General features: G+C 62.7%; 19 protein-coding genes. 10 read left to right on the plus strand and 9 right to left on the minus strand.

Translation table 11 applies throughout. From position 1 onward, the window contains the following. The first annotated feature begins 40 nt into the window (after positions 1 to 40). From NIBR502772_RS12360 to NIBR502772_RS12395, 8 genes are all read left to right on the plus strand, one after another. Positions 41 to 712 carry a haloacid dehalogenase type II gene (locus NIBR502772_RS12360; protein WP_141140420.1) on the plus strand — a complete coding sequence of 224 codons (672 nt, stop codon included), beginning with the start codon at positions 41 to 43 and terminating at the stop codon, positions 710 to 712. A 26-nt stretch (positions 713 to 738) separates the two neighbouring features. Further along, positions 739 to 2,016 (plus strand): FAD-binding oxidoreductase, encoded by a 1,278-nt coding sequence (locus tag NIBR502772_RS12365; RefSeq protein ID WP_141140421.1) that lies wholly within the window; start codon positions 739 to 741, stop codon positions 2,014 to 2,016. A gap of 89 nt (positions 2,017 to 2,105) precedes the next feature. Continuing rightward, positions 2,106 to 3,584, plus strand: a complete 1,479-nt coding sequence (locus tag NIBR502772_RS12370) for an aldehyde dehydrogenase family protein (protein ID WP_246848492.1) — start codon at positions 2,106 to 2,108, stop codon at positions 3,582 to 3,584. Next, positions 3,581 to 4,690 carry a tartrate dehydrogenase gene (locus NIBR502772_RS12375; RefSeq protein WP_141140423.1) on the plus strand — a complete coding sequence of 370 codons (1,110 nt, stop codon included), beginning with the start codon at positions 3,581 to 3,583 and terminating at the stop codon, positions 4,688 to 4,690. The genes NIBR502772_RS12370 and NIBR502772_RS12375 overlap by 4 nt, the downstream gene beginning before the upstream one ends. Further along, positions 4,687 to 5,667 carry a D-2-hydroxyacid dehydrogenase gene (locus tag NIBR502772_RS12380; protein WP_141140424.1) on the plus strand — a complete coding sequence of 327 codons (981 nt, stop codon included), beginning with the start codon at positions 4,687 to 4,689 and terminating at the stop codon, positions 5,665 to 5,667. Before NIBR502772_RS12375 ends, NIBR502772_RS12380 begins: the two co-directional genes overlap by 4 nt. 25 nt (positions 5,668 to 5,692) lie before the next feature. Continuing rightward, a complete protein-coding gene (locus tag NIBR502772_RS12385; RefSeq protein ID WP_141140425.1) occupies positions 5,693 to 7,153 on the plus strand; it encodes a CoA-acylating methylmalonate-semialdehyde dehydrogenase in 1,461 nt (486 codons plus the stop codon). A gap of 110 nt (positions 7,154 to 7,263) precedes the next feature. Next, positions 7,264 to 8,655 carry an aspartate ammonia-lyase gene (locus NIBR502772_RS12390; protein ID WP_246848493.1) on the plus strand — a complete coding sequence of 464 codons (1,392 nt, stop codon included), beginning with the start codon at positions 7,264 to 7,266 and terminating at the stop codon, positions 8,653 to 8,655. Between the two features lie 30 nt (positions 8,656 to 8,685). After that, entirely contained in the window at positions 8,686 to 9,726 is a 1,041-nt protein-coding gene (locus NIBR502772_RS12395) for an NAD(P)-dependent alcohol dehydrogenase (RefSeq protein ID WP_141140427.1), read from the plus strand. A 49-nt stretch (positions 9,727 to 9,775) separates the two neighbouring features. Here NIBR502772_RS12395 and NIBR502772_RS12400 read toward each other — a convergent pair whose 3' ends face one another. After that, on the minus strand, positions 9,776 to 11,935 hold the full coding sequence (locus NIBR502772_RS12400) for a glycogen debranching N-terminal domain-containing protein (protein WP_141142052.1): 2,160 nt from the start codon (positions 11,933 to 11,935) through the stop codon (positions 9,776 to 9,778). Between the two features lie 422 nt (positions 11,936 to 12,357). After that, complete coding sequence (locus NIBR502772_RS12405) at positions 12,358 to 12,549, minus strand: hypothetical protein (RefSeq protein ID WP_141140428.1); 192 nt, start codon at positions 12,547 to 12,549, stop codon at positions 12,358 to 12,360. 129 nt (positions 12,550 to 12,678) lie between these two features. Here NIBR502772_RS12405 and NIBR502772_RS12410 point away from each other — a divergent pair, with 129 nt between their 5' ends. Beyond that, complete coding sequence (locus NIBR502772_RS12410; protein WP_246848494.1) at positions 12,679 to 12,906, plus strand: cupin domain-containing protein; 228 nt, start codon at positions 12,679 to 12,681, stop codon at positions 12,904 to 12,906. Positions 12,907 to 13,297: 391 nt separating this feature from the next. Here the strand turns inward: NIBR502772_RS12410 and NIBR502772_RS12415 are convergent, their stop codons facing one another. The 7 genes from NIBR502772_RS12415 to NIBR502772_RS12445 all read right to left on the minus strand — a co-directional run bounded on the left by NIBR502772_RS12415 (position 13,298) and on the right by NIBR502772_RS12445 (position 20,253). Beyond that, positions 13,298 to 14,962 (minus strand): ABC transporter ATP-binding protein, encoded by a 1,665-nt coding sequence (locus NIBR502772_RS12415; protein WP_246848495.1) that lies wholly within the window; start codon positions 14,960 to 14,962, stop codon positions 13,298 to 13,300. Beyond that, positions 14,959 to 15,789, minus strand: coding sequence for an ABC transporter permease (locus NIBR502772_RS12420; RefSeq protein WP_246848496.1), 831 nt, complete (start codon positions 15,787 to 15,789; stop codon positions 14,959 to 14,961). Before NIBR502772_RS12420 ends, NIBR502772_RS12415 begins: the two co-directional genes overlap by 4 nt. After that, positions 15,782 to 16,723 carry an ABC transporter permease gene (locus NIBR502772_RS12425; RefSeq protein WP_141140430.1) on the minus strand — a complete coding sequence of 314 codons (942 nt, stop codon included), beginning with the start codon at positions 16,721 to 16,723 and terminating at the stop codon, positions 15,782 to 15,784. The genes NIBR502772_RS12420 and NIBR502772_RS12425 overlap by 8 nt, the downstream gene beginning before the upstream one ends. A gap of 25 nt (positions 16,724 to 16,748) precedes the next feature. After that, positions 16,749 to 18,305: an ABC transporter substrate-binding protein gene (locus NIBR502772_RS12430; protein ID WP_141140431.1), complete on the minus strand. Its 1,557-nt coding sequence runs from the start codon at positions 18,303 to 18,305 to the stop codon at positions 16,749 to 16,751. 231 nt (positions 18,306 to 18,536) lie between these two features. Then, positions 18,537 to 18,881, minus strand: a complete 345-nt coding sequence (locus tag NIBR502772_RS22630) for a hypothetical protein (RefSeq protein WP_210412290.1) — start codon at positions 18,879 to 18,881, stop codon at positions 18,537 to 18,539. 564 nt (positions 18,882 to 19,445) lie between these two features. Beyond that, a complete protein-coding gene (locus NIBR502772_RS12440; protein ID WP_141140432.1) occupies positions 19,446 to 19,784 on the minus strand; it encodes a hypothetical protein in 339 nt (112 codons plus the stop codon). 1 nt (position 19,785) lies between these two features. Next, positions 19,786 to 20,253, minus strand: coding sequence for an Hsp20/alpha crystallin family protein (locus NIBR502772_RS12445; RefSeq protein WP_141140433.1), 468 nt, complete (start codon positions 20,251 to 20,253; stop codon positions 19,786 to 19,788). 354 nt (positions 20,254 to 20,607) lie between these two features. On the opposite strand from NIBR502772_RS12445, the gene NIBR502772_RS12450 reads away from it, so the two are divergent. Then, positions 20,608 to 21,591, plus strand: a complete 984-nt coding sequence (locus tag NIBR502772_RS12450; protein ID WP_168223538.1) for a GAF and ANTAR domain-containing protein — start codon at positions 20,608 to 20,610, stop codon at positions 21,589 to 21,591. The last annotated feature ends 53 nt before the right edge of the window (positions 21,592 to 21,644 follow it).

The raw sequence follows: 21,644 nt of genomic DNA on the forward strand, positions 1-21,644 counted from the left end.
TCCGGGCCTCCCGTTCAAGACCCAACGAAACGGACGAATCATGGCAGACTCCAACCGGCCGAAGTACATCTCTTTTGATATCTACGGCACTCTCATCAACTTCGACATTGATCCCACCACGCGTCGCCTGCTCGATGGCCGCATCTCAGAGGAGCAGTGGCCTACCTTCAAGAAGCAGTTCCGCGGTTACCGGTTCGACGAGGTCTGCGGCGACTACAAGCCCTACGAGGCGATCCTCCAGGATTCCTTTGACCGCGTGTGCAAGCGCTGGGGCATTGGGCCGACCGAAGGCGCCGGCGCAGCGTTCGCCGAGGCTGTGCGCGGCTGGGTTGCCCACGAGGACGTGCCGGCTCCGCTGAAGCTCATGGGTGACAACTACAAGCTGGTGGCTCTGTCCAACGCGGACACCAGTTTCCTGGACATCAGCATTCCCAAGCTCGGCGCGGACTTCCACGCCGTTTACACTGCTGAGCAGGCCCAGGCCTACAAGCCGCGCTACCAGGCGTTTGAGTACATGCTGGACACGCTGAACGCCAAGCCGGAGGACTTCCTGCACGTCTCCTCGCACACCCGCTACGACATGCATCCGATGCACGACATGGGCTTCCGGAACCTCTGGATGCTGGACCGTGGCTATGACCCCATTGGCGAGGGCTACGACCTCAACACTGTTAAGTCCCTGGACGAGATCAACAAGCACCTCGGTCTCTAACCGACTTCGAGGCGAAAGGTCAACCCGTGAAACTCATTCCTTACTGGCTGGACACAGCCGAAGCATCCGGAGACTACCGGCAGACTCCGGTACCGGAGAACGTCGATGTGGCAATCATCGGCGCCGGATTTACGGGGCTGTCCGCAGCCCTTGAATTTGCCAAGCAGGGCGCCAGCGTTGCCGTCTTCGAACGCCACACCGTCGGGTGGGGCGCGTCGGGCCGTAACGGGGGAATGGCGACGACCGGGTTGGCCATCAGCTTCAGCACCGCGGTCAAGCGCTACGGCGCCACCCGCGCGGTGGAGATGTTCCAGGAATACAACGACGCTATCGACACCATCGAGAAGCTGGTGCATGAGAACGGCATCGACTGCGATTACAACCGGCACGGAAAGCTCTCGCTGGCGTTCCATAAGTCCCACTACGAGGGCTTCCTGAAGTCGCAGGAGAAGCTGGCCACCCTGGCCAACCACCATGTCACTGTTATCCCGAAGTCCGAGATCCATAGTGAAATCGGCACGGACTTCTACCAGGGCGCGATGGTTGATCCGCTCGGGGCCGGTCTGCACGTGGGCAAGTTCGTGCACGGCTTGGCGGGAGTGGCTGTTGCCGCCGGCGCTGATATCTGCGAGAACGCTGCGGTGACCGAGCTGAAGAAGGTCTCCGGTACCGTGCACGACGTGCACACCACCCGGGGCATCACCCGGGCCAAGCAGGTCCTGGTCGCTACCAGCGGCTACACCGGCAACGTCACGCCGTGGCTGCAGCGCCGTGTGATCCCGGTTGGCAGCTTCATCATTGTCACTGACCCGCTGCCCGAAGACGTGGTCAACCGGATCCTGCCCAACCGGCGCCAGGCCTCGGACAGCAAGATGCTGACCTACTACTTCCGGATCACCCCGGACAACAGGCTCCTCTTCGGCGGCCGGGCCCGTTTTGCCCTGTCCAGCCCGGACTCGGACGTCAAAAGCGCCGAGATCCTGCGCAAGGCCATGCTCGAGCTCTTCCCGTACCTGTCCAACGCCAAGGTGGACTACATCTGGGGCGGCCTGGTGGACCTTTCGATGGACCAGATGGTCCACGCCGGCGTCCACGACGGACTCTACTACTCCCTCTGCTACAGCGGACACGGTGTCCAGATGGCAGCGCACATGGGTAAGCGGATGGCCCACTACATGGCCGGCGACAAGAGCGCCAATGTCTGGGAAGACCTGAAGAACCCGCCCGTCCCGGGCCACTTCGGTCCGCCCTGGTTCCTGCCCTTCATCGGCGCAGCGGCAAAAATCATCGACCGCGTCAAATAGGCAGGATAAGGGTTCACATGCTTTCATCAACGACCGCGGCTCAAGCGCGCCCGAAAACAGCTGAGGAAACAGGATATGGCCGGACAAACGTGGCCAACCTTCCCGGCGGTGCCTTTTTCGAAGGCCAGTGGCAAACCACCGACATGACCCTGGAAATACGGGATCCTGAAGATGGCATCCTGCTGGGCCGAGTATGCACCTCTACACCGCAGGACGTGCGGCGCGCGATCGCGCACATTCATCGCCACCTCCAGACTGACAACTGGCCTCTGCGTTCACGCCGCATGGCGCTGGAGAATGCTGTGCAGCTTCTGGGCGAACAGTCTGAGCGGTTCTCGAAGATCATTGCCGCGGAAAGCAGCAAAACGATCGTCGAGGCGGAGCGTGAGGTGCGGCGTTGCATGGAAACCCTCAGGCTTTCTGCCGCCGCTTCCAGCGAGCTCACGGGGGAGACGCTGGGTTTTGATGACAGCATGGCCGGCGGTAACAAGATCGGCTGGTACAGCCGTAAGCCGGTGGGGATCGTCGCGGCGATCACGCCGTTCAATGATCCCCTGAACCTCGTGGCACACAAGCTTGGTCCGGCCATCATCGGAGGCAACGGCGTCGTGCTTAAGCCTTCCGGCCGGACCCCGCTGTCCGGGCTGGCACTGGTCCAGCTCCTGGTCGAAGCGGGTGTCCCGTCGGGACGTCTCGCCGCGATCGTGGCCGGTCCGGGCGTTTCCGAAGCGCTGGTGACGGATCCGCAGGTGGACCTGATCTCCTTCACCGGCGGTCCCCAGACGGCGGACCGTATTGCCGCCGCGGCAGGTGCCAAGAAGATCATCTCCGAACTCGGCGGCAATAACGCCACGATTGTCTGCCCGGACGCTGACGCTGTCCAGGCAGCCGAGGCGATTGTGGCCGGAGCGTTCGGTGTGGCAGGGCAGAACTGCCTGTCCGTGCAGCGCGTCTACGTCCACATCTCGCTCTTCGAGCAAGTCCTCGAACGCGTCACCGCCGGCACCAAGGCACTCAGGACCGGGTCGAAGCTCGACCGGAACACCGACGTCGGGCCTCTCATTTCGGAGGACGAGGCCCGGCGGGTCGAGGAATGGGTGGAGGAGGCGAAGGCTGCGGGCGCCGCCGTACACGCCGGAGGCAAGCGCAGAAACGCCTACTACGAACCCACGGTCCTGGCCGACGTGCCCTCGGAATGCCGGGTGATCCGGGAGGAAGTGTTCGGGCCCGTAGTCAGCATCCTGCCGTTCATTGAAGCCCAGGACGCCATTTTTGCGGCGAACAGCTCCGATTACGGTCTCCAGGCAGGTATCTTCACACAATCCATCGACCTTGCCTTGGCCATCGCTGACCGGTTGCACGTAGGCGCCGTTGTCATCAATGAAACCAGCGACGTGCGGATCGATTCCATGCCATTTGGTGGTTTCAAGAAATCCGGTGTGGGCAGGGAAGGCGTCAAGCACGCCGTCCGTGAGATGACCGAACCCAAGAGCACCATCATCAAACTGGTGGAGCCAGCTACGCGGTGGCACCAGCTGACGGGCACCATGGAAGGGAGTGCATCATGAGCACCCACAAAATCGCGGTCATCGCAGGTGACGGGATCGGGAAGGAAGTAGTCCCGGCAGCGATCGAATGCCTTGAGCGGATTGCGCTGATCCATGCCCTCAACCTGGAGTTCACCTATTTCGACTGGGGATCCGACTATTATGGCCGCCACGGACGGATGATGCCCGTTGACGGCCTTGAGCAGCTCGCCAAGCACGACGCCATCTTCCTGGGCGCCGTCGGCTCACCGGAAGTTCCGGACACGGAATCGCTCTGGGGGTTGCTGATCCCCATCCGCCGGGAGTTTCAGCAGTACATCAACCTCCGGCCCGTTAAGACGCTCGACGGCGTGACCTCGCCCCTTGCGGCCGGGCACCCGGTCGATCTGCTCATCGTCCGGGAAAACAATGAAGGGGAGTATTCCGAAATCGGCGGCCGGATGTACCGTGGCCTGCCCGAGGAAAGTGCCATGCAGACCACGGTCTTTACCCGTTTGGGCGTCCTGCGGGCAGCCCACTATGCGGCGCGACTGGCCGCAACGAGGCGCGGGCAGCTTACCTCGGCCACCAAGAGCAACGGCATCGTACACACCATGCCCTTCTGGGACGAGGTCGTTGCCGAGACGGTGCGGGAATATCCGGGCGTCACCCTGACGAGCGAACTGGTGGATGCACTCGCCGCGCACCTTGTCCTGAAGCCCTGGACCTTGGACGTTATTGTCGCCTCCAACCTGTTCGGCGACATCCTCTCGGACCTCGGCAGTGCCGTGACAGGCTCCATCGGACTGGCTCCCAGCGCAAACCTGAACCCGGAGGGCGACTACCCGTCCCTCTTCGAACCCGTTCACGGCTCAGCGCCCGACATCGCCGGAAAGGGCCTGGCAAACCCGGTAGGGCAGATCTGGTCCGGCGCGATGATGCTGGAGCACCTCGGACACCCCGAGGCAGCGGACCACCTCCAGGCCGCCTTCGAGTCGGCCCTCCGGGAGGGACTCGGCACCCGCGACGTCGGAGGCACTTCGTCGACGTCCGAATTCACTGCCGCAGTCCTGGCCGCGATCGACGTCATCGACGAGATTGGCGCAAGCACGGCAAGCAGGCCGGCGGCAGCACCGGCGTCGTCATGACTGTCCCGGAACGCAAGCGGCCGGTCGTCGCAGTCCTCTACCGGGAGGCTCTGCCGCCCCGCCTGGAAGAGATCGAACAGCTGGCCGAAGTACGCCTGACCAAAGCCGACGGACTGGCTGAGGCCATGGACGGCGCGGACGTTCTGTACCAGTGGCATTCGTTTTCCCCCGCTTTGAGGGAGAACTGGGATGCAGCCAGGTCGCTGCAGTGGGTTCATGTCTCGGCAGCGGGTGTGAGCCAGTTGCTTTTCGATGAGCTGATCCGCAGCAACATCACCTACACGAACTCCCGCGGGGTGCTCAGCCGTGCCATTGCCGAGTTTGCACTTGGCTTTGTCCTGGACATGGCCAAGGACGCCCACGGGTCGTTCCGGCTGCAGCAGCAACAGCGCTGGCAACACCGGGTGACCCGGAAGATCCAGGGCCAACGGGCACTTGTAGTGGGTACAGGTTCCATCGGACGGGAGACCGCGCGTTTGTTCCGAGCCGTGGGTATGGAGGTGAGCGGGGCCGGGCGCACAGGTCGATCGCGTGACGACGACTTTGATGTGGTCTATTCCTCCGCGGACCTGGCCAAAGTGGTGCCGGACTTCGACTATGTTGTGCTCGCGGCACCATTGACGGCAGCTACGAAGGGCCTGGTGAACGCGGACGTCCTTTCGGCGATGAAGCCGTCAGCGCGCCTGATCAATGTGGGGCGGGGGGAACTCGTTGAGACAGATGCGCTGGCCGAAGCGTTGGCCTCCGGCTCCATCGCCGGCGCTGCCCTTGATGTTGTCCACCCGGAGCCGCTGCCTGAAGGGCACGCGCTCTGGAACATGGAGAACGTGATAATCACACCTCACATGAGCGGCGACACCGTAGATTATCTTGACGATCTGGGCAAGTTGTTCGTGGACAACCTCCGTCTGTTCATCGAGGGCCAGCCATTTCAAAACGTTGTGGACAAGTCCCTCGGATTCGTCTCAGTTTCCTGACTCTCCATCCTTAGAGGACCCCGTTATGCCCACGTCAACTAAAACAACTACGATCAAACACTTCATCAATGGCGTTGAAACCACGGGCGAGGGCAACAGTGTCCTGCACGTGCACAATCCGGCAACGGGCCAGGTGACCGGTGAATTGCGCCTTGCCGACGAAGCAGACCTGAATACCGCCGTCGCTGCTGCCAAGAAGGCAGCCGAGACCTGGGGCGATATCTCCGTGGCCAAGCGCACCAACGTGCTGTTCAAGTTCCGCGAACTCGTCGCAGCGCACGTGGACGAGTTGGCCGAGCTGATCACCGCCGAGCACGGCAAGGTCCTCTCCGATGCCAAGGGCGAGATCGGCCGCGGCCTTGAGGTCATCGAGTTCGCCTGCGGCATCCCGACCCTGCTCAAGGGCGATTACTCGGACCAGGTCTCCACCGGCATCGACGTCTTCTCCTTCCGCGAACCCCTGGGCGTGGTGGCCGGCATTACCCCGTTCAACTTCCCTGTGATGGTGCCGCTGTGGATGGCCCCGATGGCCATTGCCACCGGCAACGCCTTCATCCTCAAGCCCTCGCACCGGGTTCCCTCAGCCGCCATGTTGCTGGCGAGGCTGTGGAAGGACGCAGGACTGCCGGACGGTGTCTTCCAGGTCCTCCACGGCGACCGCGAAGTTGTGTCCGGCCTGCTCACGCACCCCGATGTGGACGGCATCTCCTTTGTGGGATCGACACCGGTGGCCCGCCATATCACCGAACTCGCTACCAAACATGGCAAGCGTGTCCAGGCCCTGGGCGGCGCGAAGAACCACGCGATCATCATGCCCGACGCCGACCTCGACAACGCAGCAGACCACCTCGCCGCCGCCGCCTTCGGCTCCGCCGGACAGCGCTGCATGGCCATCTCCGTGGCCATCGCGGTCGGTGACGCCGCCGACCTTTTGGTCAAGAAGGTCCAAGAGCGAGCCCTGGCCGTGAAGGTCAACAACGGCACCGAGCCCGACGCCGATATGGGCCCCGTGATCACGCCCGCCTCCAAGGAACGCATCGTAAAGATCGTCACCGAGGCGGAAGCCGCCGGTGCCGCGATGGTGGTGGACGGCCGCGACCTCGTGGTCCCGGGCCACGAGGAAGGGTTCTGGGTTGGCCCCACGGTCATCGACCACGTCAAGACCGAAATGACCGCCTACACCGAGGAAATCTTCGGACCGGTCCTCGTGGTGGTCCGCGTCCAGGACCTGGACGCAGGCATCGCCCTGATCAACGCCAACCCCTACGGCAACGGCACCGCCATCTTCACCTCCTCCGGCGCCAACGCCCGCAAGTTCCAGCGCTCCGTTGACGTCGGCATGATCGGCATCAACGTGCCGCTGCCCGTGCCGGTGGCCTACCACTCCTTCGGCGGCTGGAAGGCTTCACTGTTCGGCGACAAGCACATCTACGGCCCGGAAGGCGTCTCCTTCTACACCCGTGGCAAAGTAGTCACGTCCCGCTGACCCGAGCCCACCCACGCCTCGGGTGCCTCCTACAACTTCCCGTCGAGCTAATGGCCGAGACCAAACTTTCCGTCCCGGCAACCAGCGACAGCAGAACGGAAACTGACTTCATGGGAAGGCGGGAAATACCGTCCACGGCCTACTGGGGCATTAATACGCTGCGCGCAGTGGAGAACTTCCCCATTACGGGCACGGCCGTCTCCTCGCATCCTCACCTTGTCAGGGCGCTGGCCCAGGTCAAGCACGCCGCGGTCCTTGCCAACTTTGATCTGGGCCTCATCGATGCCTCGAAGAAGGACGCCATCGCGCGCGCCTGCGATGACATCGAACGTGGTCTGTTGCAGGAACAGTTCGTGGTGGACGTCATCCAGGGCGGAGCCGGGACCTCGACGAATATGAATGCCAACGAGGTCATCGCCAATCGTGCCTTGGAACACCTGGGGCTTCGCAAGGGCAAGTACTCGGTCATCCACCCCAATGCGGACGTGAATCTCGGTCAATCCACGAACGATGTATACCCGACTGCGATCAAGATTGCCACCATCCAGGGTGCCGTCGAGTTGCTGGCCGCCATGGGGCATCTGCGTAAAGCCTTGGCCCGGAAAGCCGTGGAGTTTGATGACGTAGTCAAGGTCGGCAGGACTCAATTGCAGGATGCCGTGCCCATGACCCTTGGCCAGGAGTTCAGCACTTACGCAGTCATGGTCGACGAGGACGAACGACGCATTCGCGAGGCCCTGGTCCACCTGCACGAGATCAACCTCGGCGCTACGGCCATAGGCACAGGAATCAATACGCACCCTGACTATGCGGCCGTGGCATGTGGCCACCTTCAGGGCATCACAGGGCTGCCTCTGGTGACTGCAGGGAACCTCGTTGAAGCCACGCAGGATTGCGGCGCTTTTGTCCTGTTTTCCGGTACCCTCAAACGTGTCGCAGTGAAACTGTCGAAAGTCTGCAACGACCTGCGGCTGCTCTCCTCCGGGCCAAGGGCAGGCTTCGCCGAAATCAACCTTCCTCCCCGTCAAGCCGGATCCAGCATCATGCCGGGCAAGGTCAATCCGGTCATCCCAGAGGTGGTCAACCAGGTGGCCTTCGAGGTTATAGGCAATGACCTGACCATCACCATGGCCGCAGAAGCGGGGCAGCTGCAGCTGAACGCCTTTGAACCCATCATCGCGCACACTTTGTTCTCGAGCCTCAATCATCTCGCGGCGGCATGCACAACGCTGGCTGACTACTGCATTGACGGGATAAGCGCGAACAAGGAGTTCCTTCGTTCGCAGGTTGAGGCCAGCATCGGCGTCGTCACCATCCTCAATCCGCTCATCGGCTATGCCGAAGCGACTTCCGTTGCCCGACAGGCCCTGGCCACGGGCCGCAGTATCACCTCCCTCGTGCTTGAGCGAGGCCTGTTGACGCCCGACGAACTCGAGGCGATCCTTCAGCCCGAACATTTGGCAAACCCGCAGGCCCGCAGTTCGGAGTTCCTGCCGCTCTAGCGAGGCCGCCGTGAAGTTAGGAACCCAGGAATGACCACTGTTGCCAAAGCCTATGTCGCCACCTCGGCCACAGAATTGCAGCCCGGGCTCATTGAACGACGTGAGCCTGGCGAGTTCGAAGTACGGATTTCCATTAAGTTCACGGGTGTCTGCCATTCAGACATTCACACTGCGAGAGGCGAGTGGGCAGGAGTCAACTACCCGATCGTCGTCGGGCATGAGATTGCCGGCATCGTTGAGGCGATCGGGCCGAAGGTAACGCGCCATGTCGTTGGAGACCGTGTGGGCGTGGGGTGTTTCGTGGACTCCTGCCGGGAATGCGATAACTGTTTGGCCGGGGAGGAACAGTACTGCCTGTCCGGAGCGGTGAGCACGTATAACTCGACAGGGCGCGATGGCCTGCCAACCGCTGGCGGATACAGCACAAGCATCGTGGTGGATGAGAATTATGTTCTGCGGCTTCCTGAGGGTATTTCGATGGAAGCTGCCGCGCCGCTGCTGTGCGCCGGGATCACGATGTATTCGCCGCTGCGCACGTGGGGTGCCGGTCCCGGGAAGAGAGTGGCAGTCATTGGCTTTGGCGGGTTGGGCCACATGGGGGTCAAATTCGCGGCGGCCTTAGGTGCTGATGTCAGTGTGCTGAGCCAATCACTCAAGAAGCAGGAGGATGCGCTCCGTCTGGGGGCGAGAACGTACTTCGCCATGTCCGATCCCGACGCCTTCGATGTTCTGCGGGGACACTTCGACCTGATCATTAACACGGTGTCAGCCGATCTTGACATCGACCGCTACCTTTCCCTGCTCGCTGTTGATGGTGCCTTGATCATGGTGGGACTACCGTCGGAGCCGTTGACTTTACGCGTCTGGTCGCTGGCAGGGTCCAGGCGCACTCTCGCCGGGTCGAAGCTGGGCGGTATTGCACAGACGCAGGAAATGCTCGAATTCTGTGCGGCCCGCGGGTTAAGTGCCGAGGTGGAGGTCATTCCCGCGGACAAGATCAATGACGCATTCGATCGGGTGATCGCCAGTGACGTGCGGTATCGCTTTGTCATCGATGCAAGCACGTTCTAAGCCTCGTGTTGCTCCGAAGGAAGAACGACGGCGTCGCTCACCGTTCAGACTACGGTTTCCGACGAAATCCCGCCTGCTCCACAAGCTCGGTCAGCCACGGGCGGTGCCCCTGATGGAAGACCATCCCGTCAGGGAGACCCTGAACCGTAGGTGTGGAATTGACGATGTCGATTGTTATTCGGCCGCCGGCCATGGGCGCATTGCTGATGTGAAGATCGCCGTAGGACTCGGGCAGCACCGGATCCATCCAGAATCCGCCGCGCGAAACATGGGTGTCGTACCGCATCATGCTGGTCACCAACTGGATCGGTGTGGTGGCTGCCCAGGCCTGGGGGGAACAGGCGGTCGGATAGGGCACGGGTGCCGGAAGCTGCCGACGGTCAAAACCGCAGAACAGTTCCGGCAGCCGTCCATCCGAGAACTCTGCCGCTTCCAGGAGAGCGGTAGCGATCCGTTGCGCCTCCTCGACAAACCCGTATCGCATGAGTCCTGCTGCGATGACCGCATTGTCATGCGGCCAGACCGAGCCGTTGTGATAGCTGGCCGGGTTGTAGGCTCCCATGTCACTGGCCAGCGTCCTGACTCCCCAGCCGCTGAACATTTCCGGGGACATCAGCCGCTCTGCCACCAGTGGGGCTTTGTCCTCATCAACCAAGCCGACCCACAAACAATGCCCCATATTGGAGGCGCATGAGTCAACCTGACGCTTCTTACCGTCGAGGGCGACGGCGTAGTAGCCGCGATCAGGCATCCAGAATTGCTCGTTGAACTGTTCTTTCAACCGTGCCGCCCGATCGGCCAGCTCTGTGCCCAAAGCCTGGTCACCGGCGTCGTACGCTATCCACGCGCGGGCCATGTAAGCGTCGTAAACATAAGCTTGAACCTCGCACAAGGCAATGGGAGGTTCAGCCAGACGGCCGTCGGCAAAGTTGATGCCGTCCCAGGAGTCCTTCCAGCCCTGATTGATCAGACCCCGCGGGTTGAGACGCTCGTACTCTACGAAGCCGTCACCATCCTTGTCGCCGTAGTCGCGAATCCATTCCAAGGCTCGGTCGGCATGGGGGAGTAGGTTGGCGATGGTGTCCTTCGCGAAACCCCAGCGGCTCACGGACCCCAAGACGATAACAAACAACGGGGTGGCGTCAACGCTGCCGTAGTAGATGGATTTTCCGCCAAGTGCGAGATCGCTGGAAACATCGAGACGGACCTCATGCAGAATTTTTCCGGGCTCCTCCTCGCTCAGGGGATCCACCGCCCGGCCTTGGCGGTCTGCCAGGGTCTGCAGCGTGCCGAGGGCCAGTGATGGATCCACCGGCATGGCCATCTCCGATGCCCACAGTGAGTCACGGCCGAACAATGTCATGAACCACGGGGCTCCGGCCGCAACGACAACGCGATCAGGATGTACGGGGTCCTCGATGCGCAGGGCGCCCAAATCGTCGTAGCTTCTGCGAAGAGTCCGTTCAACGGACTTGTTGCCGATTTGGACAACGGGAATTTTTGCTACCCATTCCTGTCGACGCCGGTCCCGGGGCGACAAGTCGTCACCGTCCGGGTGGACGAACGACATAGTGGGAGAACTTGCTGCCTCGTTGCTCGGAACTGCGGTGAGAACCGTACTCCACTGGCTGTGCGGCGCGATCAATGCACGATATTTGAGGGTGCCTTCCGTGACGTCGGCTCCAGGCGCCTGGACCAGGATGCCCTTTCGGATGTCATGCCATACCGCCCGGATGGTTAGCGAATCTCCCTCCGCATGGCGCGTCTGATCCCAGCGCCGCTGGATCCTGGCTTCCTTCACTTCAAAGAGGTCGGCGAAGTCCGCTTCGAGGCTCACGGCAATGTCACATTGGACGGGATCCGGCGAGTAGTTACGAATAGTGATCTGTTCCTGGATGCCAGCACCGACTTCCCGAAGCCGCTCCACGATGACCGGGCTGTCGGCGTACCCGTCCGAGCGCGGAACGCGCCCCACAAAGAGTGCCCGGTAGGGTTCCTTGGGTTGCGCTGTCAGCGGCTCAAGCGACTGCCCATTAATGGTCAGATTCCAGCGGGAGAGGATCCGGGTGTCCTGGAAGAATGCCCCGTGCGGATACTCAGGGTGAATGTCTCCATTCGGCAGCGAAATGCAGAAATTGGATCCCTCGACCAGCGTCACTGTTCCGGCCCCAAGGGGACCGGCCGCCGTGTCCGCGTTCCACCCAGCCAATTCAGTCTCCCTCGACCCATTGGTCCGAAACGCCGGCGACAGGGTTCGGTATCGTCGGAGGCCTCGGATTCCATCTACATTTTCGAAGCTACGCCGCTCGGGTGAAAGGCGCCAGAGCAAAAGGGCGCCATCGAGGCAGGGCGTTTGGGCAAACGCTCAACGAGACTTTGGGAAGGATCGACAAAAGCAATTGCCGGGAACGCCATCTCGTAACAGTTAGCCGAAAGCGTCCAACTGCAGATGGACAGACAAGAGGATGACACCCAGGGCAAGGATCCCGGTGCATATGCGGGACAAGGAGCTGTAGACGGCGCTGGTACTGGTCAGGAGCCCCCCTGCAATAAGTATGACCAGGCTAATCATCGCGCCTCCACGTTACGGATGCAGGAAATCTGCGGTGTGTCGTCGGTCCCCAGGACCTCTCAGGAGGCGTAGGCATCGTCAGTGAGTAACTCGTAGCCGTCTTCGATGTGGAACAGACGGCGATCACCGATACCGTCAATCACCCAGATCATTTGGCCATCTTCTGTTCGTTCGTCGATGGTGCCTTTGTGGCACTGCACGCCCTCACGGTGAAGGGTGACGATGTCACCACGCTGGAGTGAAGTCCACATGGATACCTGCCTGGCTGTACGACCACTTTGTCGCATCATGTGCCTTTCTTATCGAACGGGGGCCCTGAGATGGCTTTGTGGGGCGAAGAGGAAAAACTCTACTTACACTCTATCGTCGATTGTTGACAATTGATAGGCTGTCATTGTGCCCCTTTCAAGAGCACCAGGCCCGGCTATGACGAGATCTGCCAGATTCTGAGTGGAACCGCGACCATCACGGAGGCAGACGGAAGTAGTTTTGAAGTCGGTCCGGGCTCCTTGTTCGTGACGCCCGCCGGGTGGGAGGGTACCTGGCTCATCCATGACACGCTTCGCAAGATGTGGGTGGTGGCGGACCTTCCTGCCGCTGCCAGCTGACACGGAACACCCCTGACGCTTTTGCTGGAGGAATGCCATGAAGAAAAGACACCTGGCAGCGCAGCCCACTCCTGACCTCGCCGGAAGCTCGCGCACTGGTCACCATTGCCCGAAATCCGGGTGGTGGCTGGCCCGTGAAAACCCGGGCGACGCAAGGTTTATCACCAGAGGCGACGTGATGCCTGCCTCTGGCGGCGGACCGGCGCTCTGGATGATGAAGGCGGCGGCGGACATGCGGAACCCCGGACCGGCAACAGCGTTGCAAGCCACCTCTTTGGCTTAGCGGCACGCTGTCCTGTCGACACGCGTGGCAAGCTCCTGGCCGCTGACAGTCAGAGTTGGAATTGGCATTCTTCGATGTGGGCCCTTGGTTGCCGCAGCGAAGATGCCATCAGTTGCGGCGCATCAGTGTTGGAGTCTGGCCGGCCGTAGGTTTCTGCAGGTCTCCTGCGTCCAGGGCGGTCCACAGCCCCTGTGTCCGGCAGGGGATCGAGGCTTCAACCAGCGCCTGGCTATGTGGGTGCCGGGGCGCCGCGAAGAAGTCCTTGGTTTCCGCCACCTCGATCACGCGCCCCTCCAGCAGTACGGCCACACGGTCGCACATGTACCGCACCACGTCCATATCGTGCGAGATGACGATCAGGGAAAGGTTGCGTTCACGCTGGAGCCGCAGCAGCAGGTTCAGGATGGTTCGCTGGGTGAGGGCGTCGAGTGCCGAGGTGGCTTCGTCACAGATCAGCACCTGGGGTTCCAGCAGCAGGGCGCGGGCGATGGTGGCGCGCTGGAGCTGGCCGCCGGAGCACTGGCCGGGGCGCTTGTCCAGCAAGGCTGCATCCAGCTCCACCTCCTCCATCACTGCGGCGATCCGCTCGTCGCGCTGTTCCGGTGGAAGGGCATGGTGTGAGCGCCGCGGCGCCTGCAGGCTGGCGCGGAGGGTCATCCGCGGGTCAAAGGCGCCGTGCGGTTCCTGGAACACCAGCTGGACCGCGGTGTCCCGACGCGGACCAGCGGCGTCCAGCTGCCGGGTAATGGATCCTGTGCTGGCTGCTTCCAGGCCCACGATGGCTTTGGCCAGGGTGCTCTTGCCGGATCCAGATTGGCCCAGGACACCCAGGATCTCCCCGAGCTTAAGGGTCAGCGAGACGTCCTGCAGCGCGGCATGGCCCAGTTTCCGCCGCGATCCGAAGTGCTTGCCCACGCCGTCCAGCACCAGGATTTCGCGTTCCGTGGAGGGCGGACGCCGGCGGGACTCCGGCGCCAGTCGCGCGGCGGCCAGCAGATCCCGGGCGTAGGTCGTCTTGGGCCGGGTCAGGAGGTCGCCGGCCGGACCGGACTCCACGATACTGCCGGAGTTCATAACCAGGACCCGGTCCGCGAAGGCGGCAACGGATGCGATGTTGTGGGTGATGTAGAGAATGCCCAGGCCGCGTTCGCGGCGTTCCCGGTCCAGCAGTTGCAGGATCTGGCGTTCCAGCATTTTGTCCAGCGCCGACGTCGGCTCGTCTGCCAGCAGCATCCCGGGCTGCCCGGCCAGCGCCAGGGCTGTCATGGCGCGCTGAGCCATGCCGCCGGAGAGCTGGTGCGGATAAGCCCGGATCCCCCTGGCGGGATCGGCAAAGCCCACTTCCTCGAGCAGGTTCAGCGCTTTGCTGCGCGCCTTTGAGCCCCGCAGGCCGGCATGGAGGCGCAGCGGCTCCTTGAGGTGCTGCCCGATGGTCCGGTTCGGGTTAAACATCCGTTTGGGCTGCTGGAACAGCATCCCCAGCCGGCCCCCGCGCACGGAGTTGAGCTCGTGTTCGGTGGCCCGGGTAAGGTCCAGGTTTCCCAGCCTGATGGAACCGCCCGTGATTCCCAGGCTAGGGGGCAGCAGCCGGAGGCAGGACATCGCGGTCAGCGTCTTGCCGGAACCGGAACTGCCGACCAGCGCAACGAACTCACCGGGATCCAGGGACAGGGAGACACCTGAGAGCAGGGGCTTGCAGTAACCGCCTCCGTCGGGTTCCTTGTGGCTCACCTCCAGGCCGTCCATGACCAGGCCGTTATTCACAGAGCTCATTTTTCCGCCGCCTGGGGCATCAGCAGCGGCGCCGCTGCCATGTGGGCTGCCCGCTGGCCGATCAGGGTCACGCAGAGGGCAACCGTGAAAATGATCAGGCCCGGGGCGAGGATTCCCAGCGGTGCGCGGTCCGCGAAGGGTTGTGCAGCTGCCAGCATGGAACCCCAGTCCGATTGTGGCGGCTGGACGCCGAGGCCCAGGTAGGAGAGGGCGCCCACGCTAATGAGCAGGTGCCCGAACCGCAGCGTCGCCTGGCCCAGGATCGGTGCGGCGAGGTGGGGCAGGATGTGCCGGCAGATAATGAACGACGGCGGGCAGCCCACCACACGGGCTGCGTCCACGAAGCCCCGGGCCGAGACGTCGTAAGCCAGGGTGCGGGCCAACCTGGCAAAAGGCGTCCACCCGGTGACCGTGAGCGCGAGCAGCAGCGGCCCGAAGCCCGTGCCCAGTGCAGCCACGATGAACAGCGCCACCACCATTTCCGGCAGCGCCAGCAGGACGTCGTTGGTGCGCGTCAGGAATTCGTCCACCCAGCCGCGGCGCCGCGCGCTGAGGATGCCGATGGCCACGCCCAGAAGACAGGTCAACAGCGTGGCCAGCGCGGCCACGGACATGGAGAATTGGCCACCTTCGAGGATCCGGCTCAGGGTGTCCCGGCCCAGGTTGTCCGTGCCCAGCCAGTGTGCGGGCGAGGGCGGGGCCAGGCGCTCTGCCAGGTTCTGCACCGCAGGCGGGTAGGGCGAGATCCACGGGGCCAGAAGCACTGCCAGCACAATAAGGGCAAGCACGGCCGTGGCCAGGCTAGTGACAGTCAGGCGGCTACGCAAGGGATCCTCCAACCGTGGGGCTGAGGAAGCGGTGGACGAAGTCCGCCAGGGTGGTCACGCCGACAGCGAGTGCCACCACTACCACCACTCCACCCTGGGCCAGCGGGATATCGCTGTTTACTACGGCGTCGAAAAGCAGCCTGCCCATGCCGGGCACGGCGAAGATGACCTCCACAATGACCGATCCGCCCAGCAGGCCCGCGAACCACACGGCGAACAGGGTAGACAGCGGCACCAGTCCGTTCGGCACCACGTGGCGGAGTACGGCCTGGCCCTGGCTCAGTCCCCTGGCGCGGGCTGCCGTCACGTGCTCCGCGGCTGCGGCGTCGATGATGCCGGCCCGTACGGCCGAGGTGAAGAAGCTGATGGGCCGCAGGGCAAGGGTCAGAGCGGGCAGTACGGCAGATGACATGTCGTTCCAGCCTGCGGTGGGCAGCACGGACAGCTTCAAGGCAAAGACCAGCACCAAGACGGGAGCAACCCAGTATTCCGGCATGGCGATAAGGGCCTGGGTGACGGCGGTGATGGCCTTGTCAGCGGTGCTTCCCGGCCGCAGTCCGGCAATGATTCCCAGGGGGAGCGATACCGCCGCGGCCAGGACCAGCGCCATGGTGACCAAGCTGAGCGTGACGGAGAGCGCCGGGAGCACCTGCTCCGCCACCGGCGTGCGGCTCACGAAGGACAGTCCCATATCGCCGCTAAAGAAATCCCCGAGCCAACGGAAGTACTGGACGGCCAGGGGGTCGTTCAGGCCAAGGCTCTCGCTGAGCCCCTTCACCGCGGACCCATCCACGGCGTCTCCTGCCACCCGTGACCGGATGATTTTCCGCACCGGATCCCCTGGCGTGAAGTACGGGATCAGGAAGACCGCGAAAGAGGACACCACAACGGCGGCCACCAGGGTGGCCGTCCGTTTGGTGATGAACTGCAGCATATGTGGCGGGTTTCGGGGAGCTGGTCTAGGACGCGGCCTTGCCTGTCCTGGCCGTCAGGACGTAGCGGGACAGCGGGTCCTGGACGTAGGAGAGGACGCTGGTGCGGATCGCGTCGGTTGCCTGTTCGTTCACGAGCCAGGCGTTGACCGCCTTGTCCTGGAGGATCTGGCCCGCCTTGGCGTACAGCTTGTAGCGCTCGTTCGTATCAACGGTTTTGGTTGCTTCGGCGATGATCCGGTCGTACTCCGGGTCGCAGAAGTGGCTCAGGTTGTAGGTGCCTTTGCAGGTGTAATCGGCGGTGAGGAACCCGATAGGGTCGGCGATGTCAATCAGCCGGTTGCGCTGACTGAGCAGCATGTCGTAGTTTCCTGCCAGGACGTCCGGCTCCGCCGAAGCATATTCCTTGGATTGGATCGTGACGGGGATGCCGATGTTCTTGAGATTTTCCTGGACGACGGCGGCAACGTCACCGAATTCGGCGCGCTCCACGATGGCGATGATTTCCAAGGGGCGGTCGGCGGTGTACCCGGCGCTGGCGAGCAGCTCGCGGGCTTCCTCAAGGTTCTGCTGCTGCTTTTCCTGCTTTTCGCCCGCCCAGGGCTCGGAGGGCGCGAACGGTCCGGTGGCCGGGATGGCGGCACCTTCGTAGACGCTGGCAGCCAAAGCGTCGAGGTCCAGCGCGTCTCGGACCGCCTTGCGGACGTCAACTTTGTCCAGAGGTGCGCGGCCGTTGTTCATGTAGAGCGTGGCAGTGCGGGGCGAATCGGCACCCAGCACCGTGACGCCGTCGTCCGCTTTCAGCGCGGCGATGCTGGCGACGGGGATGGACAATGAGATGTCCGCTTCACCGGTCTGCACCTGCGCGGCGCGCGTGGCGCCGTTGGTGATGAAGCGGATCTCGGCGCCGGCGAGCTGCACGTCACCGCCCCAGTAGTTCTCGTTGCGGTCCAGGGTCAGGGACTGCTTTGCCTTCTCCGAGACGGGAGTGAACGGCCCGGTGCAGTGCCCGAACGGGTCCACGCCTTCATCCTTGTACGCAGCTGGTGCCAGGATGCCGGTGTTGACGCTGGCCAGCCGGTACGGCACCAGCGGGTTCTCCGCCGGCGTGCTGACCCGGACGGTCTGTGCGTCCACGGCGGTGACACTGCTGATCATGGTGCGGTTGAAGGCCCGGGCGGGGACCTTTGCGTCCAGGACGTGGTTAAGCGCCGCCACCACGGACTCGGCGGTGAGCACTCCACCGTCCTGGAACTTGACGCCCTGGCGGAGGCTGAAGTCCCATTCCAGGGGCGAGGTCTGCTTCCACTCGGTGGCCAGCGAGGGCAGGACCTTGCCTTCGGCCTGGTTGTAGGTGGTCAAGGTCTCCAGACAGCCGGACAGGGACAGGATGTAGGCGGCATCGGACTCAATGGCCCAGTTGGCTACTGGAGCCCGGAAGTTGTCCACCACAATCCGCTGGCTCGTGTCAGCCGGGGCGGTGGTCCCGGCGGACTGGGTCTGGGTGCCGCTGAAGCCGCAGCCGGTGAGGGTCAGGGCAGCCGCCGCAGCCAGGATGGCGCGGGGACGGAGGAACGAACGCACAGGAGACCGCCTTGCAAGGCTGCCGTGGGGATCGGCAGGAATAAAAGAAGGGACTACTTAGGGTAGCCTTCCCTTCCGGCAAAGCAGCAATTTGATGACGTGCGCGCCCAGTAAGGAGAAAGGTGAGCGCCCTCCTGACGGGCGCCGCCGTCGTACTTTCCTGCCCAGTTGTCGCCGCCGGACTTTCCCGGGCGTACCGGGGAGGAGCGCACGCTCGCAGCTCTCTGAAACTTACGTGAGGCCGAGCTGCTTGGTAGCGACCATGAGCGTTTCCTTGGCGGTCAGCGCGGAAATGGCTGCCACTGCCCGGAACGGCTCAGAGGGAATGTGCGTGACCAGGGGTGGCAGCAGACCAGGGCCGTAGACCGGCGTCCGGCTCGGTCTTGGCCTGACGATCTTCAGGACGAGGGCCTCCCGCAGGGCGGTCCTGGCGTAATCGCGGTGCCAACCGGTCAGCTCTACCAGCTCGTTCAGGATCCGGGACTTCCCTGCACGATCCGCACTCTTGTAGGCGAGGGCTTTCTTCTTTGTCACAGCCTGCCGCTGGATCATCGTGAGCTCCATGAAAACGGGCATAACCTGCATCCGCTGCCACGATGTCGAGCCACGCCGCTACGCGGAGGTTTTCTATGAGTCAACGCGGGCCCTGTTGGAGGGACGGGTCCCGGCGTAAACTTAAAGCGCCTGCAGGTAACCATCAGATGACGCCGGGTTGTTCAGGACATGAGAATGTCCGAGCCTTCTCTTAGCGAGATCGCGAAGGTACTTGCAGGTTCTGCGTTTTCTGACCGTTGTGCGGCCGCGTGATGCGCCGGAGCCTTCGAAAACGCCCGCCGCCACAGGGAAATCAGGCTCTTGCGCCGCCTAAAATCTGGGCGTAACACTGTGAATACGTTCTTCAAAAGAAGGGCGGGAACGAACAACAGGGGGACCCTGGAACACGCGGTGGGGTCTGATCTGATCCATGGTGGTCTGCCGGTGACGAGGCAGGAAGCGCCGGAATTCCCGCAAGTTCGGGAGATGATGTTCGTCATAACGGAATCAAACAGTCGAAGCCCCTTCAGCATTGCTGGTGGGGCTTCCCCTTTTCGGCTTCCGAGGCCTTGGCGCTCTGCCCCAGAGCCACGCCTTTGGCAGTCGTCAGGTTCTGTGTGGAAGGTCTGTGTGCGGTGAATGATGGGCTTGGCTGGCGTCTTTGGGTTGGACTGCTTCGAAGAACCTCTCGGTGCCGTGCGCGGCAAAGGCGCTGTGGGCGCGGTTGCGGATGAAGACGATGTCGTCCCCGCTGAGCTGTAACTGGCCGTGGGAGTCGTGGGGAAGCGGCCGGCCAGCGACCTCGCAAAGCTCTGCGGTGATCTTACGGGGCACGATGGTGTTTCCGGTGTGATCCATGAACCACTGTCGGGTTGCCGGATCCAGGGCAGACCAGAGGGATCTCATGTCGATCCCGGACTCGGTGTTTTCTTGAGGCGTTGTCATGTCACCAGCGGGTGATGGGAAGCTTTTTCGGTTCCGTGGGCTGGGCTTCGTCCGGCAGCGGGGCCCGGACTTCCAGTACCCCATTGGTGTAGCTGGCTTTGATGTCTTCTTCTTTCACGCCGTCAGGGAGGGGAATGTTGCGGCTAAAGGATCCGTAGCGGAATTCGGACCGGTAGCGGCCGTTGTCCTTGTGTTCTTCTTTTTCCTGGCGCTCGGCGCGGATCCGCAGGAACCCGTCTTCTATGGTCACTTCAACGTCTTTGTCAGGATCGACGCCTGGCATCTCGGCACGCACCACCAGCGTCTTGCCATCGACAAACTCTTCCACCCGGATGGGGGCCGGGCCGTCTGTGGAAGCGAACATGCGTTCCATGGAATCCAACAGCTCCGAGGGGGACGTTAGGACGGTACTAAATGGTGAGACCCGCCGCGAGGATGCGAAGGGTGACCATTTCAGCAGATCAGGCATGACGGGTCCTCCAGACTCTTGGCAGGAGTGGGCCGGTACAAGGCCCGGTGTCCTTTCAGTAGAAACCTGGATCACGAGGGGACAACAGGGCCATAAGGACTGTCTTCGGGTCCGGGGGGAGGATCCCATACTGGTGTGGGATGAAGCGTGAAGTAGGGGTTTTTTCTCCTGCCGTTGTCGTGGGCCCGGGCGTAATCTGGACATAAAGGCTGATCATAAGAATGGCTGTTATCCGCGGATGCAGGGTGACCTGCTCTCTCACGTTAATCGCGCAGACTTTATGCCCGAATGGTCTCTAAAGGTTTGAAGCCGTCGCCAAATGAGGCCCCCGATGGGGCCTGGAAGATCTGCATTATGGCTGGTCACTTCGAGCTCTTCACCGATCATCGGTCCCATGTCCGTTTCCGGCTGCTCGCGCCTGACGGGACGGTTTTAGCCGTTTCAGGTCCGTTTGATGACAAGAAAGCCGTGGCGGCAGCGATGGCCGCTGTCCGGGAATGTGCCGGTATGGGCCTGGTCGAAGACCGTAGCCTTACCGCAGATACTCGTGCCCCGGGCTCTGCGGCTCGTTCGTTTCAACACCAGAACCAGCGTCGGGGGGAGGCGGCTGAGACAACAGCCGTGGCAGCACCAGGCTCCTGGGGAATGGATGGCTTCACTTTGGAAAGCGAAGCCGTAGGGGAGGTTCTTGCTGACATGGCAGCCCAAGCGGTGACTACCCTCTCGCTTGCATGTTCTGGTGTGTCGTGCGGGTTCAGTGTTTCCCGTCCCAAGAAGACTCCGGTATTCGGAGGCAGCGGGCTGGTGCGGGTGCTGGATGAGCTGCAGGGAAGTCTTGGTGAGGGACCTGGTCTGGCGGCCAGTACCGGACAGGGCACAGTCCTTGTGCGTGATTTGGCTTGTGATGGCCGGTGGCCGCAGTTAGCCGGTCCTGCTGCGGAGCAGGGCCTCAGGTCCGTCCTCGCCGTGCCTGTGCCTGCTGGAGGCAGGGCCAGCACCGTACTCACCGTGTGCGTTGACCGCCCGGACGCGTTCGACGGTGGTGACATCCTTGCCGCTGAGGAGTTCGCGATGGAGGCATCGAGGATCCTCCGGCCGGCACTGCGGATCGCCGAGCTCAAGGACACTTTGCAGAACCTTCACGCAGCACTTGAACACCGAAGCGTCATCGATACGGCTCTGGGCGTGGTGATGGCCCAAAACCACTGCGATCACGACGCCGCGTTCAAAATCCTCATGCGTGCAGCCAGCATCAAAAATCTGAAGCTTCGGGACGTCGCGGCAACCGTACTCGCCTCGGTCTCCGGGGAGCCCCTCCGAGTGCACTTTGACCCCTGACCGCTCCCTCAACCCCTCGGGCACCCACCAGATGCTGCAAATGAAGGACCAAA

The sequence above is a fragment of the Pseudarthrobacter sp. NIBRBAC000502772 genome (assembly GCF_006517235.1).
Lineage (GTDB): Bacteria > Actinomycetota > Actinomycetes > Actinomycetales > Micrococcaceae > Arthrobacter.

What these genes read in the sequence shown, in the direction of transcription:
- NIBR502772_RS12445 (WP_141140433.1), bottom strand. Translation starts at nt 20,253, where the DNA reads ATGCCTGATCTGCTGAAATGGTCACCCTTCGCATCCTCGCGGCGGGTC.
- NIBR502772_RS12380 (WP_141140424.1), top strand. Translation starts at nt 4,687, where the DNA reads ATGACTGTCCCGGAACGCAAGCGGCCGGTCGTCGCAGTCCTCTACCGG.
- NIBR502772_RS12415 (WP_246848495.1), bottom strand. Translation starts at nt 14,962, where the DNA reads ATGAGCTCTGTGAATAACGGCCTGGTCATGGACGGCCTGGAGGTGAGC.
- NIBR502772_RS12440 (WP_141140432.1), bottom strand. Translation starts at nt 19,784, where the DNA reads ATGACAACGCCTCAAGAAAACACCGAGTCCGGGATCGACATGAGATCC.
- NIBR502772_RS12395 (WP_141140427.1), top strand. Translation starts at nt 8,686, where the DNA reads ATGACCACTGTTGCCAAAGCCTATGTCGCCACCTCGGCCACAGAATTG.
- NIBR502772_RS12425 (WP_141140430.1), bottom strand. Translation starts at nt 16,723, where the DNA reads ATGCTGCAGTTCATCACCAAACGGACGGCCACCCTGGTGGCCGCCGTT.
- NIBR502772_RS12385 (WP_141140425.1), top strand. Translation starts at nt 5,693, where the DNA reads ATGCCCACGTCAACTAAAACAACTACGATCAAACACTTCATCAATGGC.
- NIBR502772_RS12450 (WP_168223538.1), top strand. Translation starts at nt 20,608, where the DNA reads ATGGCTGGTCACTTCGAGCTCTTCACCGATCATCGGTCCCATGTCCGT.
- NIBR502772_RS12375 (WP_141140423.1), top strand. Translation starts at nt 3,581, where the DNA reads ATGAGCACCCACAAAATCGCGGTCATCGCAGGTGACGGGATCGGGAAG.
- NIBR502772_RS22630 (WP_210412290.1), bottom strand. Translation starts at nt 18,881, where the DNA reads ATGCCCGTTTTCATGGAGCTCACGATGATCCAGCGGCAGGCTGTGACA.
- NIBR502772_RS12390 (WP_246848493.1), top strand. Translation starts at nt 7,264, where the DNA reads ATGGGAAGGCGGGAAATACCGTCCACGGCCTACTGGGGCATTAATACG.
- NIBR502772_RS12405 (WP_141140428.1), bottom strand. Translation starts at nt 12,549, where the DNA reads ATGTGGACTTCACTCCAGCGTGGTGACATCGTCACCCTTCACCGTGAG.
- NIBR502772_RS12360 (WP_141140420.1), top strand. Translation starts at nt 41, where the DNA reads ATGGCAGACTCCAACCGGCCGAAGTACATCTCTTTTGATATCTACGGC.